Genomic DNA, 23,238 nt, shown 5'->3' on the forward strand with positions numbered 1-23,238 from the left:
ACGGAGGAAACCCTGCATGTCCGGACTGCTCGCCGGTAAGCGGCTGCTCGTCACCGGTGTGATCACCGAGGCTTCGATCGCCTTCTCGGTGGCGAAACTCGCCCAGGAGAACGGCGCGCAGGTCGTGCTGACCGGCTTCGGACGGCTCTCCCTGGTCGAGCGGATCGCCAAGCGGCTGCCCGAGCCCGCGCCGGTGATCGAGGTCGACGTGACCAACGCCGAGCACCTGGCCAGCCTCGCCGACCGGGTCCGCGAGCACGTCGACGGTCTCGACGGCGTCGTGCACTCGATCGGCTTCGCCCCGCAGAGCTGCCTCGGCGGTGGCTTCCTCGATGCCCCCTGGGAGGACGTGGCGACCGCCCTGCACGTCTCCACCTTCTCGTACAAGTCCCTCGCCATGGCGGCGCTGCCGCTGATGTCGGCCGGCGGCGCGGTGGTCGGCCTGACCTTCGACGCGACGAAGGCGTGGCCGGTCTACGACTGGATGGGCGTGGCCAAGGCCGGCCTGGAGTCCGCGTCCCGCTACCTCGCCATGCACCTGGGCAAGCAGGGCATCCGCAGCAACCTGGTGGCCGCCGGGCCGCTGCGCACCATCGCCGCGAAGTCGATCCCCGGCTTCGACCAGTTCGAGGAGGCCTGGGCCGAGCGGGCCCCGCTGGGCTGGAGCCTCACCGACCAGGAGCCGGCCGCCCGGGCCTGCCTGGCGCTGCTCTCCGACTGGTTCCCGGCCACCACCGGCGAGATCGTGCACGTCGACGGCGGCTACCACGCCGTCGGTTCCTGACGCTGCGCCGCGACGCTCCCTGGTCGCCGTCCGCGTGATCCACGCGTCCGGACCAGGGGGCGTCGCCGGGCCGTCGCGGCCGAGGGGCGAGAATGACCCCATGGCGTACGACGCGGTGGTGCTGGTGTCCTTCGGCGGGCCCGAACGGCCCGAGGACGTGATGCCGTTCCTGCAGAACGTGACCCGCGGCCGAGGCGTGCCGCCCGAGCGGCTGGCCGAGGTCGCCGAGCACTACCAGCACTTCGGCGGGGTGTCCCCGATCAACCAGCAGAACCGCGAGCTGCTGGCCGCCGTGCGCGCCGACTTCGCCGCGCACGGTCTCGACCTGCCCATCTACTGGGGCAACCGCAACTGGGACCCGATGCTCGCCGACACCGTGACGCAGATGCGCGACGACGGGGTCACCCGGGCGCTGGCCTTCGTCACCAGCGCGTACGGCGGCTACTCGTCCTGCCGGCAGTACCAGGAGGACATCGCCGCCGCCCGCGCCGCCGTCGGCCCGGACGCCCCGGTGATCGAGAAGATCCGCCAGTTCTGGGACCACCCCGGCTTCATCGAGCCGCACATCGACGCCGTTCGTGCCGCGCTGGGCCAGCTCGACCCGGCCAGGCGGGACACCACCCGGCTGGTGTTCACCGCCCACTCCATCCCCACCTCGATGGCGGCCAACGCCGGCCCGCACGGCGGCCGGTACGAGGCGCAACTGCGGGAGGCCGCCGCGCTGGTGGCCGCTGCCGCCGCCCCCGACCTGGCGTACGACCTGGTCTGGCAGAGCCGTTCGGGCCCCCCGCACGTGCCGTGGCTGGAGCCGGACATCAACGACCACCTGGGCACCCTCGCCGAGGGCGGCACCACAAGCGTGGTGGTCAGCCCGATCGGGTTCGTCTCCGACCACCTGGAAGTCGTGTGGGACCTCGACACCGAGGCACTGGAGACGGCCAAGCAACTCGGCCTGGACTTCGTCCGGGCCGGCACCCCCGGCACCGACCCGCGCTTCGTGACCATGGTCCGGGAGTTGGTCACCGAGCGGACCGACCCGGACGGCGCGCAGCTGCGTCGTCGCCTCGGCGAGCTGCCGATGTGGGACACCTGCCCGACCGTGTGCTGCGTACCGACCCGCCGTCCGACGCCCGCTGGGAGCACCGATGCATGACCGCAAGCCCGTGCAGAGCTGGCTCACCGACATGGACGGCGTGCTGGTGCACGAGGGCCAGCCGGTGCCGGGCGCACCGGAGTTCATCAACCGGCTACGCGCCTCCGGCAAGCCGTTCCTGGTGCTGACCAACAACTCGATCTACACCCCGCGGGACCTCACTGCCCGGTTGAGCCGGATGGGTCTGGACGTGCCGGAGGAGTCGATCTGGTCCTCGGCCCTGGCCACCGGCCAGTTCCTCGCCGACCAGCGGCCGGGTGGCACCGCGTACGTCATCGGGGAGGCCGGCCTGACCACCGCGCTGCACGCGGTCGGCTACGTGCTCACCGACTTCGCCCCGGACTACGTGGTGCTCGGCGAGACCCGCACCTACAGCTTCGAGGCGATCACCAAGGCGGTGCGGCTGATCAACGACGGGGCCCGGTTCATCTGCACCAACCCCGACGTGACCGGCCCGTCCGTCGAGGGCGCGTTGCCCGCCGCCGGCTCGGTCGCCGCCATGATCTCCAAGGCGACCGGGGTGGAGCCGTACTTCGTCGGCAAGCCCAACCCGATGATGATGCGCTCCGCGCTGAACACCATCAACGCGCACTCGGAGACCACGGCGATGATCGGCGACCGGATGGACACCGACATCCTCTGTGGTCTGGAGGCCGGGCTGGAGACCATCCTGGTGCTCACCGGCATCAGCAGCCGTACCGAGGCGGAGCGCTACCCGTACCGACCGTCCCGGATCATCAATTCGGTGGCCGACCTGCTCGACGAGGTCTGACCGCGCGGCGCGCTGGTGAGCCCCGGCGGCGTGGGTCAGGGGCGTAGCGGGGCGTTGCAGGCGGCGACCAGTGCCTGCCGGCAGGCCGTGGTGAGCGGACGCAGCGCGGCGTCGCGCTGCTGGGCCTCGTAGTTGTTGATCGCGCCACCGGGGGCGGCGTGCCCGGCCAGCGCGAGCACCCGGTCGAGCACCGCGGCCCGGGCGAAGAGCCGGCGGGCCCGTGGGTCGAAGCCGGGTGGCAGGTCGGTGGCGCCATCCGGGCGGCGCAGCGCGGCCAGCGCTCCGGCCAACTCGGGCCGCCACTGGGCCACGTCGAGGCGGGTCAGCGCGGCAGTCGTCTCGGCCAGCGCGGCGGCCAGCTCGGCCTCCGCCTCGGCGGCGCCGGGCAGCGACAGCGAGGCGGCCGGGGCGTTGGCCGGCAGCGGGTACACCCGCCACAGCACCGTCTCGAAACAGTCCCCCGAGCCGGAGGTGTGGCTGCGCACCTGCGGGATCAGACCCAGCCCACCGGCCACCACCGCCTCACCCGCCACCAGCGCCGCCCCGGCGAAGTCCCCGGGACCGGGCAGACCCCGCGGGTCGCCCGGCGCGGGCAGCACCAGACGGATCTCGTCGGGGGAGAGCTTGGCCAGGGTGGGCAGCGCGGCGCCCAGCGGGACGTCGGTCCAGGTGCCGGGGGCGTCCGCAACGAGGTGCTCCTCGTCGCCGGCGATGGCGTCGGCGACCTCGTCGTACGGCACCAGCCCGGCGCGCCACGCGCGCACCCAGGCAACGAACCGGCTCGACCGGCGCGGCGCAAGCGTGGCCGCGCCCGTTGCGGGGGTGGACATGCCGAAAGGGTACGTGGTCATCGGTGGCCGTGTCTCGACTGCCGCTCCGGCCGCCCTGCCTGCCCCGATCTGCCCCCTTCGCCCGATCCGCGCCCGCAGCGCGGTCCGCTGATCCGCGGTTGTCCGTCAGCCGCCGGGGCGCGGCGCTGCGACCCCGTCCCGCGCATCTCCCTGAGCGCTGGCGCAGCCGCAGACCTCGATGGGGTGGCGCGGTGTGTCGGGGGGCGGGGTGCTGATGGGGGCGTTAGCGTGATCGACATGGCGGGGCGATACGGCGAGGACGTGCTGGCGGGGGACTGGCGGCGGCGGAAGGTCACCCCCGAGGTGGACGCCGAACCGGATCTCGTGGTGGAGGACGCCGACTCCGGGTTCTGCGGCGCGGTGGTGGGCTTCGAGGCCGGCGCGGTGGTGTTGGAGGACCGGCACGGCCGGCGACGCAACTTCCCGCTGCTGCCGGCGGCGTTCCTGCTCGACGGTCGCCCGGTGACGTTGCGTCGCCCGAGCCGCGCGCCGGTGCCGGCGGCCCGCCGACGTACCGCGTCCGGCTCGGTGGCGGTGGACAACGTTCGCGCCCAGGTGGCCAAGGCCAGCCGGATCTGGGTGGAGGGCATCCACGACGCCGCCCTCGTCGAGCGGATCTGGGGCGACGACCTGCGGATCGAGGGCGTGGTGGTCGAGCCGTTGGACGGCATCGACGACCTGGACGCCGACGTACGCGACTTCGGCCCCGGCCCGACCCGACGACTCGGCGTGCTCGTCGACCACCTGGTGCCGGGCAGCAAGGAGAGCCGGATCGTCGCCCGGGTCAACTCGTCGTACGTGTTGGTGACCGGGCACCCGTACGTGGACGTCTGGCAGGCGGTCAAACCGGCGGCGCTGGGTATCGCGGCGTGGCCGGTCGTGCCGCCGGGGCAGCCGTGGAAGGAGGGGGTCTGCGCGGCCCTCGGGGTGGCCGAGCCGGCCGACATGTGGCGGCACATCCTGTCCCGGGTGAACAGCTTCGCCGACGTGGAGACCCCCCTGATCAACGCCATGGAACGCCTCATCGACTTCGTCACCGAGCCAGCCTGACCCGTCGCCCCGGCGGCGTGTCGGGGCGACGGGCGGGGGCGTTCTCAGGGCTCCTGGTCGGGGCTGCGGGTGTAGACGAAGGTGGCGATGTCCAGCGCGACCGCGCGGCCCTGCCCGTCGCGGCGCACCGTGAGGATCTCGCCGTCCTGCCCACCGGCCCGACCCCGCCAGCGGTCCGGGCCCTCGGGAACGAACCGGAGGTTCGGTGCGCCGACCGGGCCGGCGTGCAGGTCGCCGGCGGCGTCCGCGTACACCTCGATGGTGGTGCCCATCCACCACCAGCGGCCGGTCAGCTCGGCGAGTTCGGCAGGCGGCGGGGCGGCGGCTGGCAGCCACGGGGTGACCGGGGCGGGTTCGGCGTCCAGCACCAGCGTGAGCAGTTGCCGGCCCAGCCCGCCGATGTGGCCGGTGCGGAAACCGTAGGAGTTGGCGAAGCCGACGACCGCGGTGCGGCTGGGCCGGTGCACGGCCAGCGAGGCGACGTAGCCGGGCATGGAGCCGCCGTGTCCGACGTACACCCGGTCGCCTTCCCGGTGGAGCTCCAGCCCGAGGCCGTGGCCGTGTCTCCAGGACTCCTGGTCGCTGATCACCACGGGGGAGCACATCTCGGTAAGCGTCTCGGCGGCCAGCACCGAGGGGTCGGGATCGGCCAGGAACGCCGCCCAACGGCCCAGATCCTCGATCGTCGACCAGAGCTGCCCGGCCGGGGCCATCGCCCCGGTGTCGGTACGCGGCTCCTCGCGCAGGGTGTCGTGCCAGGGGTGTACGACGTAGCCAGGGGCGAACGGCTCGGTGGCCGCGTACGTGGTGCGGCGCAGGCCCAGCGGGGTGAGGATCCGCTCGTTGAGCAGGTCGGCCCAGGGCGTTCCGGTGAGTCGTTCGAGGATGCCGCCGAGCAGCCCGTACGCCAGGTTGGAGTAGTGGTAGGTGAGGTGCGGCGGGTAGGCGATCTTGTCGGGGGTGACCCCGGCGAGCAGGGTGGTGAGGTCCACGCCGGCCGCCCGCTCCCACCAGTCGCCCTCGGGTTCGCGCTGGATGCCGCTGGCGTGCGCGAGCAGTTGGCGCAGGGTGAGCGCGCCGACGCTGGTGCCCTGCAGGTGGCGCTCCACCGGGTCGTCGATGGCGAGCCGGCCCGCGTCGCGCAACTGCATGATCAGGGTCGCGGTCATGGTCTTGCTGATCGAGCCCAACCGGTACTGCAGGTCGGCGTCCGGGCGGGGGTGCGCGCCGGCGGTGGCCAGGTGCGCCAGCGTGCCGTCACGCACCACGCCCAGCACCAGCGACGGGGTGTGGCCGTCGGCCTGGGCCTGCGCGACCCGGGCGTCGATCTGCCGGGCGGTCTCGGGCAGCAGCGTCAAGGGGATCTCCTCGGGTCGGGCCGCCGATCGGTGGTGTTTCGGCGGGCCGGTAGGGGCCTGGTCGAGCCTACTGATCTTCGCGGGGAGGTCGCGCGTGCGTCTGCGTGTCAGGATCGTGGTGTGGACGCCGTGGTGTGGATCGTTTTGGGTGTGGTGCTGGCGGTCGCCGAGATCTTCACGACGACCCTCTTTCTCATCATGTTCGGGGTCGGGGCGTTCGCGGCCGCCGGTGCCGCCGCTCTGGGTGCGCCGGTGGCCGTGCAGGCCCTGGTCTTCGCGGTGGTGTCCGCCTTGAGCCTGGTGGTGGCGCGACCGGTGATGAAGCGGCACCGTCGTTCGGCGCTGGAGAGCGGCGAACAGCCGTTCGGCGTGGAGGCGATCGAGGGCTCCACGGCGCTGGTGCTGGAGCGGGTGGACGCCGACAGGGGCCTCGTCAAGATCGACGGGGAGCTGTGGAGTGCCCGGCCGTACGACACGACGCAGACTTTCGAGCCCGGCGAGCGGGTTCGGGTGATAAAGGTCCGGGGCGCGACCGCCCTGGTCTGGCAGGACGACGTTTCTTCCGCCGGTGAGTTGCCGGAAGCGAGAGGGTGAACGGGATGACGATAGTCGGGGTGCTGGTGATCGCGGTGGCGTTGATCGCCGTGATAACGCTGGCCAAGGCGGTACGGATCGTGCCGCAGCAGCGCCAGGACGTGGTGGAACGGCTCGGCAAGTACAAGCGCACCCTCAGCCCCGGCCTCAACCTGCTGGTGCCGTTCATCGACGCGGTCCGGACCAAGGTCGACATGCGGGAGCAGGTCGTCAGTTTCCCGCCGCAGCCGGTGATCACCTCGGACAACCTGGTGGTCTCGATCGACACGGTCCTCTACTTCAAGGTGGTCGACTCGGTCCGGGCGACGTACGAGATCTCCAGCTTCCTCCAGGCCATCGAGCAGTTGACCGTCACGACGCTGCGCAACGTGATCGGCTCGCTGGATCTGGAGCGGGCGCTGACCAGCCGGGACGAGATCAACCGGCACCTGTCCGGCGTGCTGGACGAGACCACCGGCCGCTGGGGCATCAAGGTGACCCGGGTGGAGATCAAGGCGATCGAGCCGCCGGCCAGCATCCGCGACTCGATGGAGAAGCAGATGCGCGCCGAGCGGGACCGCCGCGCCGCGATCCTGACCGCAGAGGGGCACAAGCAGTCGCAGATCCTCACCGCCGAGGGTGAGAAGCAGTCGGCGGTGCTGCGGGCCGACGGTGACCGGCAGGCGCGGATCCTGCAGGCCGAGGGTCAGGCGAAGGCGATCCGGACGGTGTTCGACGCGATCCACCAGGCGAACCCGAGCCAGAAGGTCCTCGCCTACCAGTACCTGCAGGCCCTCCCGCAGATCGCCCAGGGCAGCGCCAACAAGGTCTGGATCATCCCGGCCGAGCTGACCAAGGCCCTGGAGGGCATGGGTGGCGCGCTCGGTGGGCTGAGCCAGATGGTGGGGGATCTGCCCGCGCCGGAGGCGGCCGACCACGCGAGCCAGGTGGAGCGCGAGGCGGCGGAGGCGGCGCAGGCCGCCGCGGACGCCGCCCAGCAGATCCACGACGAGGTACGCGTCGCCGAGGCGCAGGCCACCGGCGGCAACAAGCCGCAGGGGCTGCCCGCGCCGGAGCCGGTCACCCCGGCCAGCCTGACCGAGGACCCGGCCGACCAGCGCGAGCGCGGCTGATCCGGCACGCCTGCCGGACGGGGCGAGCCTCCGGCGCACGGCGTTAATGCGAAAAGTGCTCATGGGCGCTCCGATGCCTGCCACGATCGGTCCTAGGACGGGTGGTGACCAGGCAATCGGGGCGCCCTGGCGCGTCTCGCACCGCTCGTGGACGAGCGAGGTGACGCATGAAGGATCCGGCGAATCGGATGTGGTCCTCGGCCCCGGTGCCCGGCGCGCACGACCCGGTCGCCCCACTGGGCTCCCGGAGCACCGGTGGAGGGTTCGGCGTACTGCCCTTCGTGGGCGAGCCGACCCCGGGCGCCCCGGCCACGAATGCCAGCTGGGCCTGGTCGGTACGCCGGTTCGCGCGGGCCGCGGTGTGGCTGCTGCCCGCGTACGCCATTCTCTACGGCGTGGTGGCGATGGCCAGCGACGGCGGCGTGGGCAACGACCCCTATCCCGCCGACGGCCGGGCCGTGTATCTGATCGGCTGGGTGGCCGCGGTCTGGCTCGGCCTGCTCGCGCTCCTGGCCCTCACGGGCCTGCTGGCCGCCACGCGCAGCCGCCGGGTGGCCGCCGCCGGCCTGCTGATCAGCATCGCCGGCACCGTGCTGATGCTGCCCTTCGCCGGGCTCGAGGAGCAGACGCCGGTCTTCGGCACCACCGCGCGCTCGCTGGTCCTGCTCGGCGCGACGTTCTACAGCGTGGGCTGGTTCCTCACCGGGTGGGCGGTGGCCCGCTCCGGCACCTTCAGCCTCGGCGACGGAGCCATGCTGATCATCGCCGCACCGCTGCTCGGCCTGGGAGGTGCCCTGATCGGCTCGCTCCAGACGTTCGGCGCGATCTTCGTGCTGATCGCCGGCATCGGCATCGGCTACCGCTCCGGCCGCCTGATGCCCCGCGAAACCGCGAGAGACGCCGCCAACGCCAGCCTGAGCACCCCAAACCCCTGAAGCGCCGGCGCGGTCGTCCTCCCACGCCGTTGATCATGAAGTTATTGCGCTCTGCCTCGGCGTGTCGTGGCAACAACTTCATGATCAACGCGGTCTGGGGAGGGGGCCGTGGGGGCGTGAAGTTGGCGACAGTTGGGAGGTGGGGGTGGTCGGTTGGCGGTTTTTGTGGCAATCCTGGGGAGCATGGCCGCCTCTCGCTCGCCGCTGTCGCGGCTGTTCACCGTGCTGCTCGCCGGCGTGCTGGCCGGGCTCGCCCTGGCCGTCGCCGCGCTCCCGGGCAACCTGCTGGTCGGGTTCGCCGCGCGCGCCGCGATCGGGTCGTACGCCGCGTTGCCGGCCTCGCTGAAGACCCCGGCCACCCCGCAGCGCTCGTACCTCTACGCCAACGACGGCAAGACGCTGCTCACCACGTTCTACGACGTGAACCGCACCGACGTCGCGCTGGCGGACATCGCCCCGGTGATGCGGCAGGCGATCGTGGCGGCCGAGGACCGGCGGTTCTACGACCACGGCGGCGCGGACCTGCGGGGCCTGGCCCGAGCGCTGGTCGCCAACGTCAAGGGCGGCGGCACCGAGCAGGGCGGCTCCACGCTGACCATGCAGTACGTCCGCAACGTGCTCAAGACCGACCCCACCCGCACGCCGCAGGAGCGCGCCGCCGCCACCGACCCGACCGTCGGCCGCAAGCTCCAGGAGATCCGGTACGCGGGCGCGCTGGAGAAGAGCCTCGGCAAGGACGAGATCCTCAACCGGTACCTGAACATCGCCTACTTCGGCTCCGGGGCGTACGGGATCGCGGCGGCCAGCCAGCGCTACTTCGGCAAGTCACCCGCGAACCTGACCCTCGCCGAGTCGGCGTTGCTCGCCGGCCTGGTGCAGTCCCCGGACGCGTACAGCCCGATCAGCGGCGACAAGGACGAGGCGCTGGCCCGCCGGTCGTACGTGCTGGACTCGATGGTCGCCACCGGCGCGATCACCGCCGCGCAGGCCGCGCAGGCCAAGGCGGAGCCGCTGACCCTGCACCCGACCGCGCAGCCCAACGGCTGCACCGCCGTCGCACAGGGCCACGACGACTGGGGCTACTTCTGTGACTACCTGCGCCAGTGGTGGCTGACCCAGCCGGCCTTCGGCGCCACCACCGCCGAGCGCGAGCAGGCCCTGCGCTCGGGCGGCTACACCGTCGTGACCTCGCTGGATCCGCAGGTCCAGGCCACCGCGCAGCAGCAGGCCACCAAGGTGTACGGGTACGACAACAAGCGCGCCCTGCCGATCGCGGCCGTGCAGCCGGGCACCGGTCGGGTGCTGGCGATGGCGGTCAACCGGCACTACAGCCTCGCCGACAACCCGGCCGGGCAGGCGAACTACCCGAACACCGTCAACCCGTTGATCTCCGGCGGGGCCAGTGTCGACGGCTACCAGGCGGGTTCGACGTTCAAGCTGTTCACCATGCTCGCCGCGCTGGAGTCGGGCCGTACCCTCTCCACCGGGTTCGACGCGCCCGCCAAGCTGCCCACCCGGTACGCCGCCGAGGGCCCGGGTAGTTGCGACGGCCGCTGGTGCCCGGCGAACGCCAACCCGGACTGGATGGACGGGTACCGGATGATGTGGGACGGCTTCGGTCGTTCGGTGAACACCTACTTCGTCTGGCTGGCCGAGCAGGTCGGGCAGGACAAGGTGGTGGAGATGGCGCAGCGGCTGGGCATCACCTTCCGCGCCGACACGGACGCCGCCTTCGCCAAGGACAACGCCGCGAACTGGGGGTCGTTCACCCTGGGCGTCGCCGCCACCACCCCGCTGGACCTCGCCAACGCGTACGCCACGGTGGCCGCGGAGGGCACCTACTGCACCCCGGTGCCGGTGGTCTCGGTGACCGACGCGAAGGGCGCGACGGTGCCGGTCGGCCAGCCGTCCTGCAAGCGGGTCCTCGACGCCGACGTGGCGCGCGCCGCGACGGACGCGGCCCGCTGCCCGGTGGGCCAGCAGTCGCCGTACGGGCAGTGCAACGGCGGCACCGCCACCGGCGTGAACGACATCCTGGGCGGTCGGCCGGTGGCCGGCAAGACGGGTAGCTCGGAGGAGAACGCCACCGAGACGTTCGTCGGTTTCACCCCGCAGGTGGCCGTCGCCGGCATCGCCGCCAACCCGGACGACCCCGCCGACTCGGTGGGTTCGGCGGTGCAGAGCAAGGTGATCGACGCGGTCGCCCGGGTCATCGCCACCGCCGTCAAGGGCCAGCCGGAGCAGGCGTTCGCCGCGCCGAGCCGTGAGCTGGCCGGCGAGCCCCGCCGCCCCGTCGAGCGCCCGACCGTCCCGGACCGCCAGCCCACCCAGGACCCCCGCTCGGCCCTGCAACGCTGGCTCGACCGCCGGGGCTGACCCCGGATGCAGTGGCGGCCCGGCTCACCTCGAGCCGGGCCGCCGTGCTCTTTCCCCAGGTACGCCGCCTGGCGTCGGTCCCTCCGAGCCTGGCGGTGACCTCGGAGGCGACGTGACCGGCGCAGCCTCAGCTGTTGGTGGAGGCTGCCGAGATCATGGCGCGCACCTGCTGGGCGAAACCGGCGACGGTGAAGCCCGAGGGCAGGCTGTCGACCAGGATGATGTCCGAGACCGCGTTGTTCGTCCGAAGCGGCAGGATGGCCTGGTATTCGGGCGAGTTGTACCAGTTCTCGGCGTCCGCGCGGGTGGGGAACTCCATCAGGACGACGGAGCCGGGCCAGGCTCCCTCGACCACGTCCACGTCGCCCTGGGCGAGCCACTTGCCGCCGTACGGGTGCACGGTGGCCTCGACCTGCTCCAGGTACGACAGGCCCGCCTCGTTCGGGATGCCGCCGGGGATGCGCAGGTGGTTGATCAGGTATGTGCTCATGGGGATCTCCAGCCCTCGAGTTTTAGATGACACCCATAATCTAACCGAGGCATGCGGTCACGGCAAGTTTTGGATTAGGGTCATACTCTATAATTACGGGGTCCAGTGGTGAGCACGTGAGAGGGGAAGCGCGATGGGCAGGACGTCACGTGCCGAAGCGGCGAGGCACCGTGAGGAAGTGGTGGCCGTCACCTCGAGGCTGCTCCGTGAACGCGGCGCGGCGGGCATGAGCGTGCAGGACCTCATGGGTGCCGCCGGGCTGACCCACGGGGGGTTCTACAAGCACTTCAGCTCGAAGGACGAGTTGGTGGGCATTGCCGCCACGACCGCCTTCGGCGAACTCCTGGCCCTGCTGGACCAACTCGCCAGCGATCTCCCCGACCGGTCGGAAGCGCGGACCGAGCTGCTGCGGCACTACCTGTCACCCGAGCATCGCGACACACCCGGCACGGGATGTGCCAATACCGCGCTGGCCGCCGACGCCGCCCGGTCACCCGCCGACAGCCCGCTGCGCATGTCGTACGCGGTCGGTGTTCAGGAGACCATCACGCGACTGACGGACCTCGAGAACGCGCCCGGCCGAGACGGGCCCGAGGCCCGCCGGAGGGCGCTCGTCGATCTCGCGACGATGGTCGGCGCGCTCACGCTGGCCCGCGCGACGGGTCAGACACCCCTGTCGGAGGAGATCCTGCAGACCGCGCGGGAAGCCCTGTCGAGCCCGGCCGCCGCTTGCCGCGACGGGGACGGTGGCTAGCGATCGTCGCGGCGAGGCCGCACCCCTGCAACGCTGGTTCGACGCGCGACGGCGCCTCCCCACCGCAGGGGTGGGGAGGCGCCGGCCGAACAGCAGTGCGTCGTCTACTTCTTGTTCTTCAACTGGTCGAAGTCGACCACCTGGCCCTCCGGCGGCGCCTTCAGGTCGTCGAAGGCCGTGCCGAACTCGCTGAATGTGATCTGACCGGCCGTGTCCTGGTCGCCTTCCATCCGGATCGGGTATGGCTCACCGGTGGTGGCGATGTAGAGAGTGCCGCTCTTGTCGCCGTCGACGAGACCGATGGTCTTGACGCCGTCGATCTCCTTGGCTTCGCCCTTGGTCAGGGTGCCGTCCGGCTTGAGCAGTTCGTCGATATTGGCGATGTCGAACAGCTGGGAGAAGTCGTCCTTGGCGGAGACCTTCGCCCACTTGTCGCCCATCAGCTTCACGATCTCGTCCGATGCCTGGGCGCCGGCGTTCTTGGCCCAGAATTTCTCGTCCGGCCGGATGTACTGCTGGCCGGCGACGGAGAGCAGTTCCACGGTGCCCTCGTCCGTGGACACTCGACCACCCAGGTCGCTGCCGGCCACCTTGAAGTCGAGGGTCATCTTCTGGCCGTCATTGTCGACGTCGCCCACCAGGTGGTACGACTTGGCGTCTCGCACGGCCGTCGTGGCGCGCTGAAGAGCCTCGTTCGGCGCGAGCGCGGCGACACCGTTGTCGGCGGGTGCCGTCGACTCCGGCTGCCCCTCGTCACCGCCGCCCCCGCAGCCGCTCAGCAGGGCCGCCGCCACGATGGCGAGAACGCTTGTTCTGACTGTCGTCGATCTCATCGTCAGCTCCCTTGTGCCACCCCCCGTGGGTGAGCGGACAGGCAGGTACCCGCGATTGATCTCGGGCAATCCTTCGATCTGCCCGTCACGCCGGGCGTGGCACCCGGAGGGCTCTTCCCTCGCCCGTCGCGGTCAGCGCTCCCGGCGGCGGGGGCGGTAGCTGGCGATCGTCGCGGGGAGGCCGCGGCGGACGATGCCCGCCCAGTCGGTGTCGCCCCGTAGCACCGCCGCCGCGGTCTTGCGGGCCTGCTCGGCGGTGAAGTGCGGCGGCAGCATCAGCTCGGCCGGGTCGACAAGCGCGTTGATGACGACCGGCCGGTCGGCGGTCAGCGCGCGCTCCCAGACGCCGGGCACCTGCTCCGGCGAGTCGATGAGCTCTCCGTGCAGCCCGAGCACCTCGGCCCACTTGTGGTAGCCGATGTTCGGCAGTTGCTGGCTGTCCGGGAACATCGGCGTCCCCTCGCTGGAGCGCTGTTCCCAGCTGACGAACGCCAGGTCCCGGTTGTTGAGCACCAGCACCACGAACCGCGGGTCGGCCCAGCCACGCCAGTACTTCGCCACGGTGATCAGCTCGTTGACGCCGTTCATCTGCATCGCCCCGTCGCCGATCAGCGCGACCAGTGGCCGGTCCGGGTGGGCGAACTTGGCGCTCAGGGCGTACGGCATGGCCCCACCCATGGACAGCAGCGTGCCGGAGAGACTGGCCAGCATCCCGGGTCGGACCTGCACGTGCCGGGCGTACCAGGCGGTCGCGGTGCCGCAGTCGACGGCGAGCATCACGTCGTCGGGGAGCCGGTCGCTGAGCGTGCTGAACAGCAGTTGCGGGTTGACCGGGTCGGCGGTCTGCCCGGCCAGGTCGCGCTGCACGCGTCGCCAGGCCGAGGTGGACTCGGCGATCTCGGCCCGCCAGGCGGTCGGCCCGGGGCCGGGGCCCAGCTCGTCGAGCAGCGCCCGCAGGGTCGGACGGGCGTCGCCGGTCAGGTTCACCTCGGTCGGGTAGCGCAGCCCGAGCTGGGTGCCGTCCAGGTCGATCTGCACCGCGCGGGCCTGACCGGGTGGCGGGTAGAACTCCGAGTACGGCATGTTGCTGCCCACGATCAGCAGCCGGTCGCAGCCGGTCATGAGCTGCCAGCTGGGCCGGGTGCCGAGCAGCCCGATCGCGCCGGTCACCCACGGCTCGCGATGGTCGACGACGGTGAAGCCGAGCAGCGCGGTGGCCACCCCGGCGCCGAGCCGGTGGGCGATCTCGCGGACCTCGTCCTGCGCGCCGAGCGCCCCCTGCCCGACCAGCATGGCCACCCGCTCGCCGCCGCGCAGCACCTCGGCGGCGCGACGCAGGTCGGCCTGCGGCGGCACCGTCGGCGTACTGCTCGGCACGTTGCTGGTGTGGTAGTAGCCGTGCGCGTGCGGCGGGTCGGGGATGGCCGGCTCGTCCTGCAGGTCCGAGGGGAGCACCAGCGCGGTGACGGTACGCCGGGACAGCGCCGTGCGGCACGCCCGGTCGACGAGGTGACGCACCTGCGCCGGGTGGTCGAGCTGGGCCAGGAACGCCGCCGCGACGTCCTTGTAGAGGGCGAGGAGGTCGACCTCCTGGTAATAGCCGCCGCCCTCGGCGGTGACCGCGGTGTGCCCGACGAGGGCGACCACCGGCTGGTGGTCGAGCTTGGCGTCGTACAGGCCGTTGAGCAGGTGGATGGCGCCGGGCCCGCTGGTCACCAGCGCGCAGCCCAGCGGCCCGCCGCCGTACTTGACGTGCGCGGAGGCGGCGAAGCCGGCGGTCTCCTCGTGCCGGACCTGGACGAACTGGGCGCGCTCGTTGGTGCGTTGCAGGGCGGAGGTGATGCCGTTGATGCCGTCGCCGGGATAGCCGAAGTAGCGCCGTACGCCCCAGCTGAACAGGCGGGAGACGATGTGGTCCGCGACGGTTGGGCGCCGGGGCAGCGCGCCCGCTTCGCCCGGTGCCGTGTGGTCTGCGCTCACCTGGCTGGTCCTTCCCGTCGGGTCCGGTACGTCACCGGTCGTTCCCCGTCTCGACCGGACAAAACACCCCGCCGGGCGGGCAGCCGGGGCCGGGGTCGGCCGTCCGGCAGAATCGTCGGGTGCCCGTCCACCAGATCACCGACCCCGACGACGACCGGATCGCCGACTACCGCGCGCTCACCGACGTCGAGCTGCGCACCCGCTGGGAGCCTCCGCACGGCCTGTTCATCGCCGAGGGCGAGCTGGTGCTGCGCCGGGCGCTGCGCGCCGGCTATCCGGCCCGGTCGTACCTGGTCGACGCCAAGCGCGTCGATCAGCTCGCCGACCTGGACACCGGCGACGCTCCCGTCTACGCCGCCACCCAGGACGTGCTGCAACGGGCCACCGGTTTCCACGTACACCGGGGGGTGCTCGCGTCGTTCCACCGCCGCTCGCTGCCGACGGCGGCCGAGGTGCTCGCCGCCGCGCGCCGGGTGGTGATCCTGGAGGACGTCAACAACCACACGAACCTCGGCGCGATCTTCCGGGGCGCCGCCGCGCTGGGCATCGACGCCGTGCTGCTGTCGCCGTCCTGCGCCGATCCGCTCTACCGGCGCAGCGTGCGGGTCAGCATGGGGGAGGTCTTCGCGATGCCGTACGCCAAGCTCGAACGCTGGCCCACCGGCCTCGACGAGGTACGCGAGGCGGGCTTCACCGTGCTCGCCATGACGCCGGCGCCGGACGCCGTACCCATTCAGCGGTTGACCCCGGCGCAGCGCGCGCGGGCGGCGTTGCTGCTCGGCGCCGAGGGTCCCGGCCTCACCGCGGCGGCGCAGGCGGCCAGCGACGTGCGGGTGGTCGTCCCGATGCGGCGCGGCGTGGACTCGTTGAACGTCGCCGCCGCCGCGGCGGTGGCGTTCTGGGAACTGGGTCGCGACGATCCGCTTGCATGACCATGCGTCTTGCTGAATAATCTTCCCCGTGTCCAAGGTTCTCACCTCCCTGCCCATCGGCGAACGTGTCGGCATCGCCTTCTCCGGCGGCCTCGACACCTCGGTCGCGGTCGCGTGGATGCGCGACAAGGGCGCCGTCCCCTGCGCCTACACGGCCGACATCGGCCAGTACGACGAGCCCGACATCGGCTCGGTGCCCGGCCGTGCGCTCAGCTACGGCGCCGAGGTCGCCCGGCTGGTCGACTGCCGCGCCGCCCTGGTCGAGGAGGGATTGGCGGCGCTGACCTGCGGCGCCTTCCACATCCGCTCCGGCGGGCGGGCGTACTTCAACACCACCCCGCTGGGCCGTGCCGTGACCGGCACCCTGCTGGTGCGGGCGATGATCTCCGACGACGTCCAGATCTGGGGCGACGGCTCGACCTTCAAGGGCAACGACATCGAGCGGTTCTACCGCTACGGCCTGCTGGCCAACCCGCAGCTGCGCATCTACAAGCCGTGGCTCGACACCGACTTCGTCACCGAACTGGGTGGGCGTAAGGAGATGTCGGAGTGGCTGCTGGAGCGCGGCCTGCCGTACCGGGACAGCACCGAGAAGGCGTACTCCACCGACGCCAACATCTGGGGCGCGACGCACGAGGCGAAGACCCTGGAGCACCTCGACACCGGCATCGAGACGGTCAGCCCGATCATGGGCGTCCGGTTCTGGGACCCGTCGGTGGAGATCCCGACCGAGGACGTCACGATCGGGTTCGACCAGGGTCGCCCGGTGACGATCAACGGCAAGGAGTTCGGCAGCCCCGTCGACCTGGTGCTGGAGGCCAACGCCATCGGCGGCCGGCACGGCCTGGGCATGTCCGACCAGATCGAGAACCGGATCATCGAGGCCAAGAGCCGGGGCATCTACGAGGCGCCCGGCATGGCGCTGCTGCACGCCGCGTACGAGCGGCTGGTCAACGCCATCCACAACGAGGACACCCTGGCGAACTACCACAGCGAGGGTCGCCGCCTCGGTCGCCTGATGTACGAGGGTCGCTGGCTCGACCCGCAGGCGCTGATGCTGCGTGAGTCGTTGCAGCGCTGGGTCGGCACGGCGGTCACCGGCGAGGTGACGCTGCGGCTGCGCCGGGGCGAGGACTACTCGATCCTGGACACGACCGGCCCGGCGTTCAGCTACCACCCGGACAAGCTGTCGATGGAGCGTACCGAGGACTCGGCGTTCGGCCCGTCCGACCGGATCGGCCAGCTCACCATGCGCAACCTGGACATCGCCGACTCGCGGGCGAAGCTCGAGCAGTACGCCTCCCTCGGCATGGTCGGCGGCGCGGCTCCCCAGCGGATGATCGGCGCCGCGCAGGCAGCCTCGACCGGGCTGATCGGCGCGATGCCCGAGGGCGGCGCGGAGGCCATCGCCTCCCGGGGCGTCGCCTCCGCCGCCGACGAGGCGCTCGACCGCGCCGCCATGGAGTTCGGCGTCGACTGAGCGGCCCCGGCACGTCGAGGTCCGGGGTCACGGACGGTAGCGTGTCCGCCGTGTTCCCTACCGTCCGTGAGGTCCTCGCCCTGGACCCCGTCCGCCACGGCGCTCCCCGCGTGGTTGCCGGGGACGCCGGGCTGGACCGGCCGGTGCGCTGGGTGCACGTCGCCGAGGTGCCGGACATCGCCACCCTGCTCGGCGGCGGCGAGCTGGTGCTCACCACCGGCATCGGGCTGCCGGCCGACGACGCGGGCCTGCGCGCGTTCATCGGCGACCTCGCCGACGTCGGTGTCTCCGGGCTCGTCGTCGAACTGGGTCGCCGGTACGTCAGCGGCGTACCCCGGGTGATGGCCGCCGCCGCCGAGCGGCGCGGCCTGCCCCTGGTCGAGCTGCGCCGGGCCACCCCGTTCGTGCGGATCACCGAGGCGGTGCACGCGTTGATCGTCGACGCGCAGCTCACCGAGCTGCGGGCCGCCGAGGAGATCCACCAGCGGTTCACCGACCTCTCCGTCGAGGGCGCCGACGCGGCCGAGGTGATCCGGCAGGCTGCCGAGCTGTCCGGGTGCTCCGTGGTGCTGGAGAACCTGTCCCGGCAGGTCCTCGGGTACGACCCGGCGGGGGAGAGCGCCGAGCTGCTGCTGGACGGCTGGGAGCAGCACTCGCGGCGGATCCGGCCGGCCGGGCGCACCGCGTACGACCCGGACAGCGGCTGGCTGGTGACGGTCGTCGGCGCCCGAGGGCAGGACTGGGGGCGGTTGCTGCTGCGCTGGCCGGCCAGCGGAGACGCGCCCAGCGCCCGGGCCGGCGAGCCGACCGTCGCCCCGCCCACCCGGCTCACGATCCTCATCGAGCGGGCCGCGTCCACCCTCGCGCTGGGCCGGTTGATCCGCCGCGACGCCGAGGGGCTGGAACGGCAGCTGCACCGCACCCTGCTCACGGCGTTGCTCGACCACTCCCGACCGGTCGACGAGGTGGCGCTGCGCGCCAAGGCGCTCGGTGTGGCGTTGGACCGCCGGCACCTCGTCGGCGTGATGGTTCGCCACCGTGGCGACGACCCCGCCGGAGAGGGCGGCCCCGAGGCCGGCCAGGCCCGGCTGCGGGACCTGTCCGAGGCCGTCGGCCAGGCGCTGCGCGAGGCGAAACTGACCGCGCTGACCAGCGCGGTCGACGACAACTCGGTGGGTGCGCTGCTGGCGCTGCCCGACCCGGCCGCCGAGGACCGCGCGCTGTCCGCGTTCGCCGCCGCACTTCGTCGGGTACGCCTCGACGCCGGCACGGGCCGGGCCACGTCCGCCGCCGCCGATCCGTCCCGGCCGGGGTCGGGTGTCGACCCGCTGCGGGGTGGCGTCGGTGGCGCGTCGGCCGGACTGATCGTGGCCGCCGGGTCCGGGGTGAGCAGTCTGCGCGAGGCGCGACGGTCGCTCGTCGAGGCGCGGCAGATCGTCGAGGCGGCCCGACGGGACCGGCGTGACCTGCCGATCTTCCGACTGCCGCACGTGGGCCTCGCGGGGCTGCTGCACCTGCTGCGCGACGAGCCCCGGCTACAGACCTTCGTGGAGCGCGAACTCGGCCCACTGCTGGAGTACGACGCCCAGCACCCCCGGGAGCGGCTGCTCGACACCCTGCGCGCATACCTGGAGCAGGGGCGCAACAAGTCCGCCGGCGCCGCGGCTGCCCACCTGTCCCGACCGGCCTTCTACGAACGCCTGGCCCGCATAGCCCGCATCCTCGACGTCGACCTCGACTCGGTAGAGGCAAGCCTCTCCCTACACGTGGCCCTGCTAGCCCTGGAAGCAGTCCGCACCCCCTAACCCCCGTCCCGGCCTCCACCCGCCCCTGACCGCGTTGATCATGAAGTTATTGCCAAGACACGCCGATGAGGGTGGCAATAACTTCATGATCAACGGGGGCAGCGGGGCCGGGGGCAGGGGAGGGGGTGGGGGTTAGGAGAGGGAGGTTAGGGCTTTTGCGTAGGTTGGTGGGATGTGGTTGGGGCCGCCGGGGGTGAAGACGTCCGACGTCGCCACCGCGGACCAGGCCGTTTCCGGTACGGCTTCGACCAGGGCCTTGATCACCGGGGCGTCGCGCCACTGGTCCTGTTCGGCGAGCAGCCCGAGAGCCACCACCGACTCCTCGACCTCGCCCACGCACTCGAACGGCTTGTGCCCGTCCACGCCCAGCAGCTCCCGGTAGCCGGGGATCTGCTCCGGGTCGGCCAGCAGGTCGCCGCCGAAGATGTGGGTGACCCGCTCGCGGGGCATGAACGGCGCCATCGCGAGGAAGACGAACCGGCACTTCGGGCAGTCCCGGCACCAGCGCTCGGACGCGTCGCGCAGCTTGAACGCCTGGTTGCAGCTCGTCACCACGTCGTCGTACCGGGTGAACTCGGCGAACAGCCGGGCGATGTGCAGCTCGGACAGCGAACGCAGCAGCGAGAAGTACGGTTCGGTCAGGCCGGCGTGCTCGGCCAGCGCCCCCCGCAGCAGCCCTTCGGCCTCGACGCCCTTGGACCACTGGTGGTTGATCTCGTGGCCGTTCCAGACCAGGTTCGGGTCGGACGCGGAGCGCTCGTTGGACATCACCACCGGGCCGAGCCCGTGCAGCACCGCCGTCGCCACCGCGATCAGCGAGTTGATGGCGGTGACCGGGATGTGCCCGTTCAGCGCGCCCGCCGCGTTCAGGTCGAACAGCACCGGGTCGATGCGCCGTCGGGCCGCGAGCGGGGTCAGCCCGGACGCCTCGTTGACCGAGACGATCACGTGGTTCGGGTTGACCGAGAACGGCACCGGGTCCAGCTCGGCGCGGCGCAGCGCCTCCAAGCTCACGATCGAGTCCTTGCCGCCGCCGACGGCGGAGAGGGGCCGACGATCGGAGTTGTCGTAGACGCGCGGCGACTCCGGGGAGCCGGCCGGCACCTGCGGGCGCAACTCGAGCACGTGCGGCAACTGGTTGCGGTACGCGTACTCCGCGAGGCCCTTGGTGTAGACGGCCGTGACGTAGTCGACGGTGGCCGCGCCCAGCGGCGCCGGCAGCACCAGCCGGGGCGGCGCGGCGACCTTGTAGTAGCTCACGCCGGCGACGAGGTGCAGCACCTCCAGCACCCGGCCGAGGGTGGCCACGGTCTCATCCGACGGCGGCTGCGCCGGCAACGGAAGGGTGATCACCTCGGTGAACCGTTGCTCACCGGCCGGGCCGGTCAGCGCGTAGTCGAACAACACCTCGCCGGTGGCGAAGTCGATCGAGTAGGACGGGAAGGTGAAGGCGTCCATCCGCCGGAGCTGCTCGTTGGGCACACGCCATACTAGGCCCTGGTTCGTCCGGCCGTGTCCGGACCGGCCCCCGCCCTGCCGCCGCCGTGACCCCGAGGAGAGCCCAGTGCGCCTGTCTGACCTGCGCGGACGTACCGTCGCCGTCTGGGGCACCGGCCGGGAGGGCCGGGCAGCTGTGACCGCGATCGCCGCGCACGGCCCCGCCGAGCTGGTCGCCGTCGACGACAGCGCCAACTTCCTGTCACTGCCCTGGGACGGCCCGCTGGCCGAGGCGGCCCCGCTGGTCACCGGCGAGGAGGGCTTCGCCCGGCTGGCCGCCGCCGACGTGGTCGTCCGCTCGCCCGGCGTGCCGCAGACCCATCCCTGGCTGGTCGAGCTGCGCCGACGCGGCGTGCCGGTCACCCAGGGCACCGCCCTGTGGATGGCCGACCACGCCGCGCGCACCGTCGGGGTGACCGGCAGCAAGGGCAAGAGCACCACCTCCAGCCTGATCAGCCACCTGCTCACCGCGATGGGCCGCCCGAACGTCTTCGGCGGCAACATCGGGGTGCCGACCCTCGACCTGCCCGACGCGGAGCTGTACGTGCTGGAGCTGTCGAGCTACCAGTGCAGCGACCTCACCGACTCGCCCCGGGTGGCCGTGGTCACCGCGCTGTTCCCCGAGCACCTGGACGCACACGGCGGGGAGCGGGAGTACTACCGCGACAAGCTCAACCTGCTCGCCCACGATCCGCAGACGATCGTGGTCAACGGCGCCGACCCACGGCTCGCCGCCGAGCTGGGGGAGCTGCCGGCGGTGCGGGCCGGTCGCCCCAACACCACCAACGTCGCCACCGGCGCGGACGGCACGCCCTGGTTCCACCTCGGCAACCAGCCGCTCTTCCCCCGCGCTGTGCTGCCGCTGGTGGGCCGGCACAACGAGGGCAACCTGTGCGTCGCCCTCGCCGTGCTCGACGCGCTCGGCATCGACGTGGTGGCCGCCAAGGACCACCTCGCCGTCGCGGTGGCCGAGTTCCAGGGGCTGGCCCACCGGCTCACCGAGATCACCGACCCGTCCGGCCTGACCTTCGTCGACGACACCCTGGCCACCAGCCCGTACGCGGCCATGCACGCCATCGACGCGTACGACGGGCGGCCGTTGACGGTGATCGTCGGGGGTAACGACCGGGGTCTGGACTACACGCCGCTGGCCGAGCACCTCGCCGAGCGGGAACTGACCGTGATCGGCATCCCGGACAGCGGCGCCCGCATCGTCGCGGCGCTCGACGGGCTGCCCAAGGTGCGGACGGAGCTGGTCGACGACCTGGTGGAAGCGGTCCGGCTGTCCCGGGAGGTGACCCCGGCCGGTGGGGTGGTGCTGCTGTCCCCGGCCGCCCCGAGCTACGGCCGATTCCGCAACTTCGAGCACCGCTCCGAGGTCTTCGCCCAGGCCGTCGCCGACACCGCCGGGGCGTAGGGTCCGTCGGGTCGTCGGGTCACCTCCGGGCGACCTGGTGGTGCAGGGCGCGCAACGAGCGGATGGCCGAGCGGATCTCCTGCAGGTACCGCCCGGGGGTGAGGGTCTGCTCGGGTAGCACCGCCAGGTCGGCCAGCGTCGGGTCCACCCCGACGGTCTCGATGGCGCAGCCGTACGGCACGGCCAGGGTACGTAGCGCGTCGCAGTGCTGGAACGGCACGTAGATCGGCGCGGTGACCATCAGCGCCTCGTCACCCGGGGCGAGCCGGACGTGTCCGGCCCAGAACCGCTGGGTGTCGGCGGTGTGGGCGCGTCGCCGGTCGGGTTCGCTGGACGGCGCGGCCAGCACCCGTACCGGTGGCAGGCCCGTCGGCCGGTAGGTCCGCGACGACCAGGAGTGGTGGGGGTGGCCGGCGTCGACGCCGTCCTGCTCGGTCGGGGCGGTCACCCCGAACACCTGCCGGACCGCCGTGTCCAGCACGTCCACCTCGGTCTCGTCCGGGGGCAGGCCCGCGTCGGCGAGGGTGCCGCGTTCCCACTCGGACAGTTGTCGGAAGCTGCCCAGCACGGCGACCTCGCCGGTCACCCGCAGGCCGGCGCGCAGCAGATGCGCGGCGTACGCGACGCGACGCACGCAGGCGTGCGCCAGGCCGCCCAGCACGACCAGGTGGGCGTACGCCGAGCGGGCCGGCGGCGCCGCACGCGCCATGCCGAGCGCGGCGGCCGCGTCGAGGACCAGCCTGGACGTGAGCGCGTCGAGGATCGGCTCCCGCGCGTCCGGGCGTTCGCGCCCCTGCCGGAAGTCCCAGTGCCGGGCGGAGAAGTCGTCCAGGAACCGCAGCACGTCGGCGAGGTCGCCGGTCGGCCAGTCGCCGCCGAAGTGCCGCACCAGGCCGCGGAGCGCGGTGGAGTCGATCCAGGCCCGGACGTCCGCCGTGATCTGCTCGGCGACCGTGTCGGTCGACGGGGCCGCATCCGCGCTCTGCACGTGCCGGATGCTACCGCTCCGGTCCGGCGGGGTCGGCGGGTTGTGGCTGGCCTCTACCCTGGCGGCACCGGCGGATT

General features: G+C 72.3%; 20 protein-coding genes. 13 read left to right on the forward strand and 7 right to left on the reverse strand.

The window, feature by feature from the left end; all coding sequences use genetic code 11:
* The first annotated feature begins 16 nt into the window (after window positions 1-16).
* The 3 genes from fabI to ACGGAQ_RS27975 all read left to right on the forward strand — a co-directional run bounded on the left by fabI (window position 17) and on the right by ACGGAQ_RS27975 (window position 2,709).
* Complete coding sequence (gene fabI, locus ACGGAQ_RS27965) at window positions 17-784, forward strand: enoyl-ACP reductase FabI (RefSeq protein ID WP_393054261.1); 768 nt, start codon at window positions 17-19, stop codon at window positions 782-784.
* Window positions 785-884: 100 nt separating this feature from the next.
* On the forward strand, window positions 885-1,937 hold the full coding sequence (locus tag ACGGAQ_RS27970; protein ID WP_393054264.1) for a ferrochelatase: 1,053 nt from the start codon (window positions 885-887) through the stop codon (window positions 1,935-1,937).
* The gene (locus tag ACGGAQ_RS27975; RefSeq protein ID WP_234588479.1) at window positions 1,930-2,709 is read left to right on the forward strand and encodes an HAD-IIA family hydrolase; all 780 of its coding nucleotides are present in this window, start codon (window positions 1,930-1,932) and stop codon (window positions 2,707-2,709) included. Before ACGGAQ_RS27970 ends, ACGGAQ_RS27975 begins: the two co-directional genes overlap by 8 nt.
* 35 nt (window positions 2,710-2,744) lie before the next feature.
* Here the strand turns inward: ACGGAQ_RS27975 and ACGGAQ_RS27980 are convergent, their stop codons facing one another.
* Complete coding sequence (locus ACGGAQ_RS27980; RefSeq protein WP_039908695.1) at window positions 2,745-3,539, reverse strand: hypothetical protein; 795 nt, start codon at window positions 3,537-3,539, stop codon at window positions 2,745-2,747.
* 258 nt (window positions 3,540-3,797) lie between these two features.
* Between ACGGAQ_RS27980 and ACGGAQ_RS27985 the strand changes: the two genes are divergently transcribed.
* Window positions 3,798-4,610, forward strand: a complete 813-nt coding sequence (locus ACGGAQ_RS27985) for a DUF3097 domain-containing protein (protein WP_363940152.1) — start codon at window positions 3,798-3,800, stop codon at window positions 4,608-4,610.
* A gap of 44 nt (window positions 4,611-4,654) precedes the next feature.
* Here the strand turns inward: ACGGAQ_RS27985 and ACGGAQ_RS27990 are convergent, their stop codons facing one another.
* The gene (locus ACGGAQ_RS27990) at window positions 4,655-5,968 is read right to left on the reverse strand and encodes a serine hydrolase domain-containing protein (RefSeq protein ID WP_393054268.1); all 1,314 of its coding nucleotides are present in this window, start codon (window positions 5,966-5,968) and stop codon (window positions 4,655-4,657) included.
* A 120-nt stretch (window positions 5,969-6,088) separates the two neighbouring features.
* On the opposite strand from ACGGAQ_RS27990, the gene ACGGAQ_RS27995 reads away from it, so the two are divergent.
* The 4 genes from ACGGAQ_RS27995 to ACGGAQ_RS28010 all read left to right on the forward strand — a co-directional run bounded on the left by ACGGAQ_RS27995 (window position 6,089) and on the right by ACGGAQ_RS28010 (window position 10,985).
* Entirely contained in the window at window positions 6,089-6,562 is a 474-nt protein-coding gene (locus tag ACGGAQ_RS27995) for an NfeD family protein (protein WP_393054271.1), read from the forward strand.
* Window positions 6,563-6,567: 5 nt separating this feature from the next.
* Window positions 6,568-7,674 (forward strand): SPFH domain-containing protein, encoded by a 1,107-nt coding sequence (locus tag ACGGAQ_RS28000; protein WP_393054274.1) that lies wholly within the window; start codon window positions 6,568-6,570, stop codon window positions 7,672-7,674.
* A gap of 167 nt (window positions 7,675-7,841) precedes the next feature.
* Window positions 7,842-8,609, forward strand: coding sequence for a hypothetical protein (locus ACGGAQ_RS28005; protein WP_393054277.1), 768 nt, complete (start codon window positions 7,842-7,844; stop codon window positions 8,607-8,609).
* Window positions 8,610-8,792: 183 nt separating this feature from the next.
* Entirely contained in the window at window positions 8,793-10,985 is a 2,193-nt protein-coding gene (locus tag ACGGAQ_RS28010; RefSeq protein ID WP_393054280.1) for a transglycosylase domain-containing protein, read from the forward strand.
* A 127-nt stretch (window positions 10,986-11,112) separates the two neighbouring features.
* Here ACGGAQ_RS28010 and ACGGAQ_RS28015 read toward each other — a convergent pair whose 3' ends face one another.
* Entirely contained in the window at window positions 11,113-11,475 is a 363-nt protein-coding gene (locus ACGGAQ_RS28015) for a DUF1330 domain-containing protein (protein ID WP_393054283.1), read from the reverse strand.
* Window positions 11,476-11,653: 178 nt separating this feature from the next.
* Here ACGGAQ_RS28015 and ACGGAQ_RS28020 point away from each other — a divergent pair, with 178 nt between their 5' ends.
* Entirely contained in the window at window positions 11,654-12,229 is a 576-nt protein-coding gene (locus tag ACGGAQ_RS28020; protein WP_393054286.1) for a TetR/AcrR family transcriptional regulator, read from the forward strand.
* Window positions 12,230-12,333: 104 nt separating this feature from the next.
* On the opposite strand, the gene ACGGAQ_RS28025 is transcribed toward ACGGAQ_RS28020, so the two are convergent.
* Both ACGGAQ_RS28025 and ACGGAQ_RS28030 read right to left on the reverse strand, forming a co-directional pair.
* Window positions 12,334-13,062, reverse strand: coding sequence for a hypothetical protein (locus tag ACGGAQ_RS28025; protein ID WP_393054289.1), 729 nt, complete (start codon window positions 13,060-13,062; stop codon window positions 12,334-12,336).
* A 132-nt stretch (window positions 13,063-13,194) separates the two neighbouring features.
* Window positions 13,195-15,042, reverse strand: coding sequence for a thiamine pyrophosphate-requiring protein (locus ACGGAQ_RS28030; RefSeq protein ID WP_393054292.1), 1,848 nt, complete (start codon window positions 15,040-15,042; stop codon window positions 13,195-13,197).
* 119 nt (window positions 15,043-15,161) lie between these two features.
* Here ACGGAQ_RS28030 and ACGGAQ_RS28035 point away from each other — a divergent pair, with 119 nt between their 5' ends.
* From ACGGAQ_RS28035 to ACGGAQ_RS28045, 3 genes are read left to right on the forward strand one after another with little or no spacing between them, the layout of a single operon-like run.
* Window positions 15,162-15,974: a TrmH family RNA methyltransferase gene (locus ACGGAQ_RS28035; RefSeq protein WP_393054294.1), complete on the forward strand. Its 813-nt coding sequence runs from the start codon at window positions 15,162-15,164 to the stop codon at window positions 15,972-15,974.
* Window positions 15,975-16,002: 28 nt separating this feature from the next.
* Window positions 16,003-17,454 carry an argininosuccinate synthase gene (gene argG / locus ACGGAQ_RS28040; RefSeq protein WP_234588495.1) on the forward strand — a complete coding sequence of 484 codons (1,452 nt, stop codon included), beginning with the start codon at window positions 16,003-16,005 and terminating at the stop codon, window positions 17,452-17,454.
* 41 nt (window positions 17,455-17,495) lie between these two features.
* Entirely contained in the window at window positions 17,496-19,259 is a 1,764-nt protein-coding gene (locus ACGGAQ_RS28045) for a PucR family transcriptional regulator (protein ID WP_393054296.1), read from the forward strand.
* A 132-nt stretch (window positions 19,260-19,391) separates the two neighbouring features.
* On the opposite strand, the gene ACGGAQ_RS28050 is transcribed toward ACGGAQ_RS28045, so the two are convergent.
* Window positions 19,392-20,741 carry a hypothetical protein gene (locus ACGGAQ_RS28050; protein ID WP_363937942.1) on the reverse strand — a complete coding sequence of 450 codons (1,350 nt, stop codon included), beginning with the start codon at window positions 20,739-20,741 and terminating at the stop codon, window positions 19,392-19,394.
* 82 nt (window positions 20,742-20,823) lie between these two features.
* Between ACGGAQ_RS28050 and murD the strand changes: the two genes are divergently transcribed.
* Window positions 20,824-22,173, forward strand: a complete 1,350-nt coding sequence (gene murD / locus ACGGAQ_RS28055; RefSeq protein WP_393054299.1) for a UDP-N-acetylmuramoyl-L-alanine--D-glutamate ligase — start codon at window positions 20,824-20,826, stop codon at window positions 22,171-22,173.
* Window positions 22,174-22,192: 19 nt separating this feature from the next.
* Here the strand turns inward: murD and ACGGAQ_RS28060 are convergent, their stop codons facing one another.
* Window positions 22,193-23,161, reverse strand: a complete 969-nt coding sequence (locus ACGGAQ_RS28060) for a hypothetical protein (protein ID WP_393054301.1) — start codon at window positions 23,159-23,161, stop codon at window positions 22,193-22,195.
* Window positions 23,162-23,238: the final 77 nt, after the last annotated feature.

Origin of the sequence: Micromonospora sp. NPDC047557 (assembly GCF_043205095.1) — a bacterium.
Classification (GTDB): domain Bacteria; phylum Actinomycetota; class Actinomycetes; order Mycobacteriales; family Micromonosporaceae; genus Micromonospora.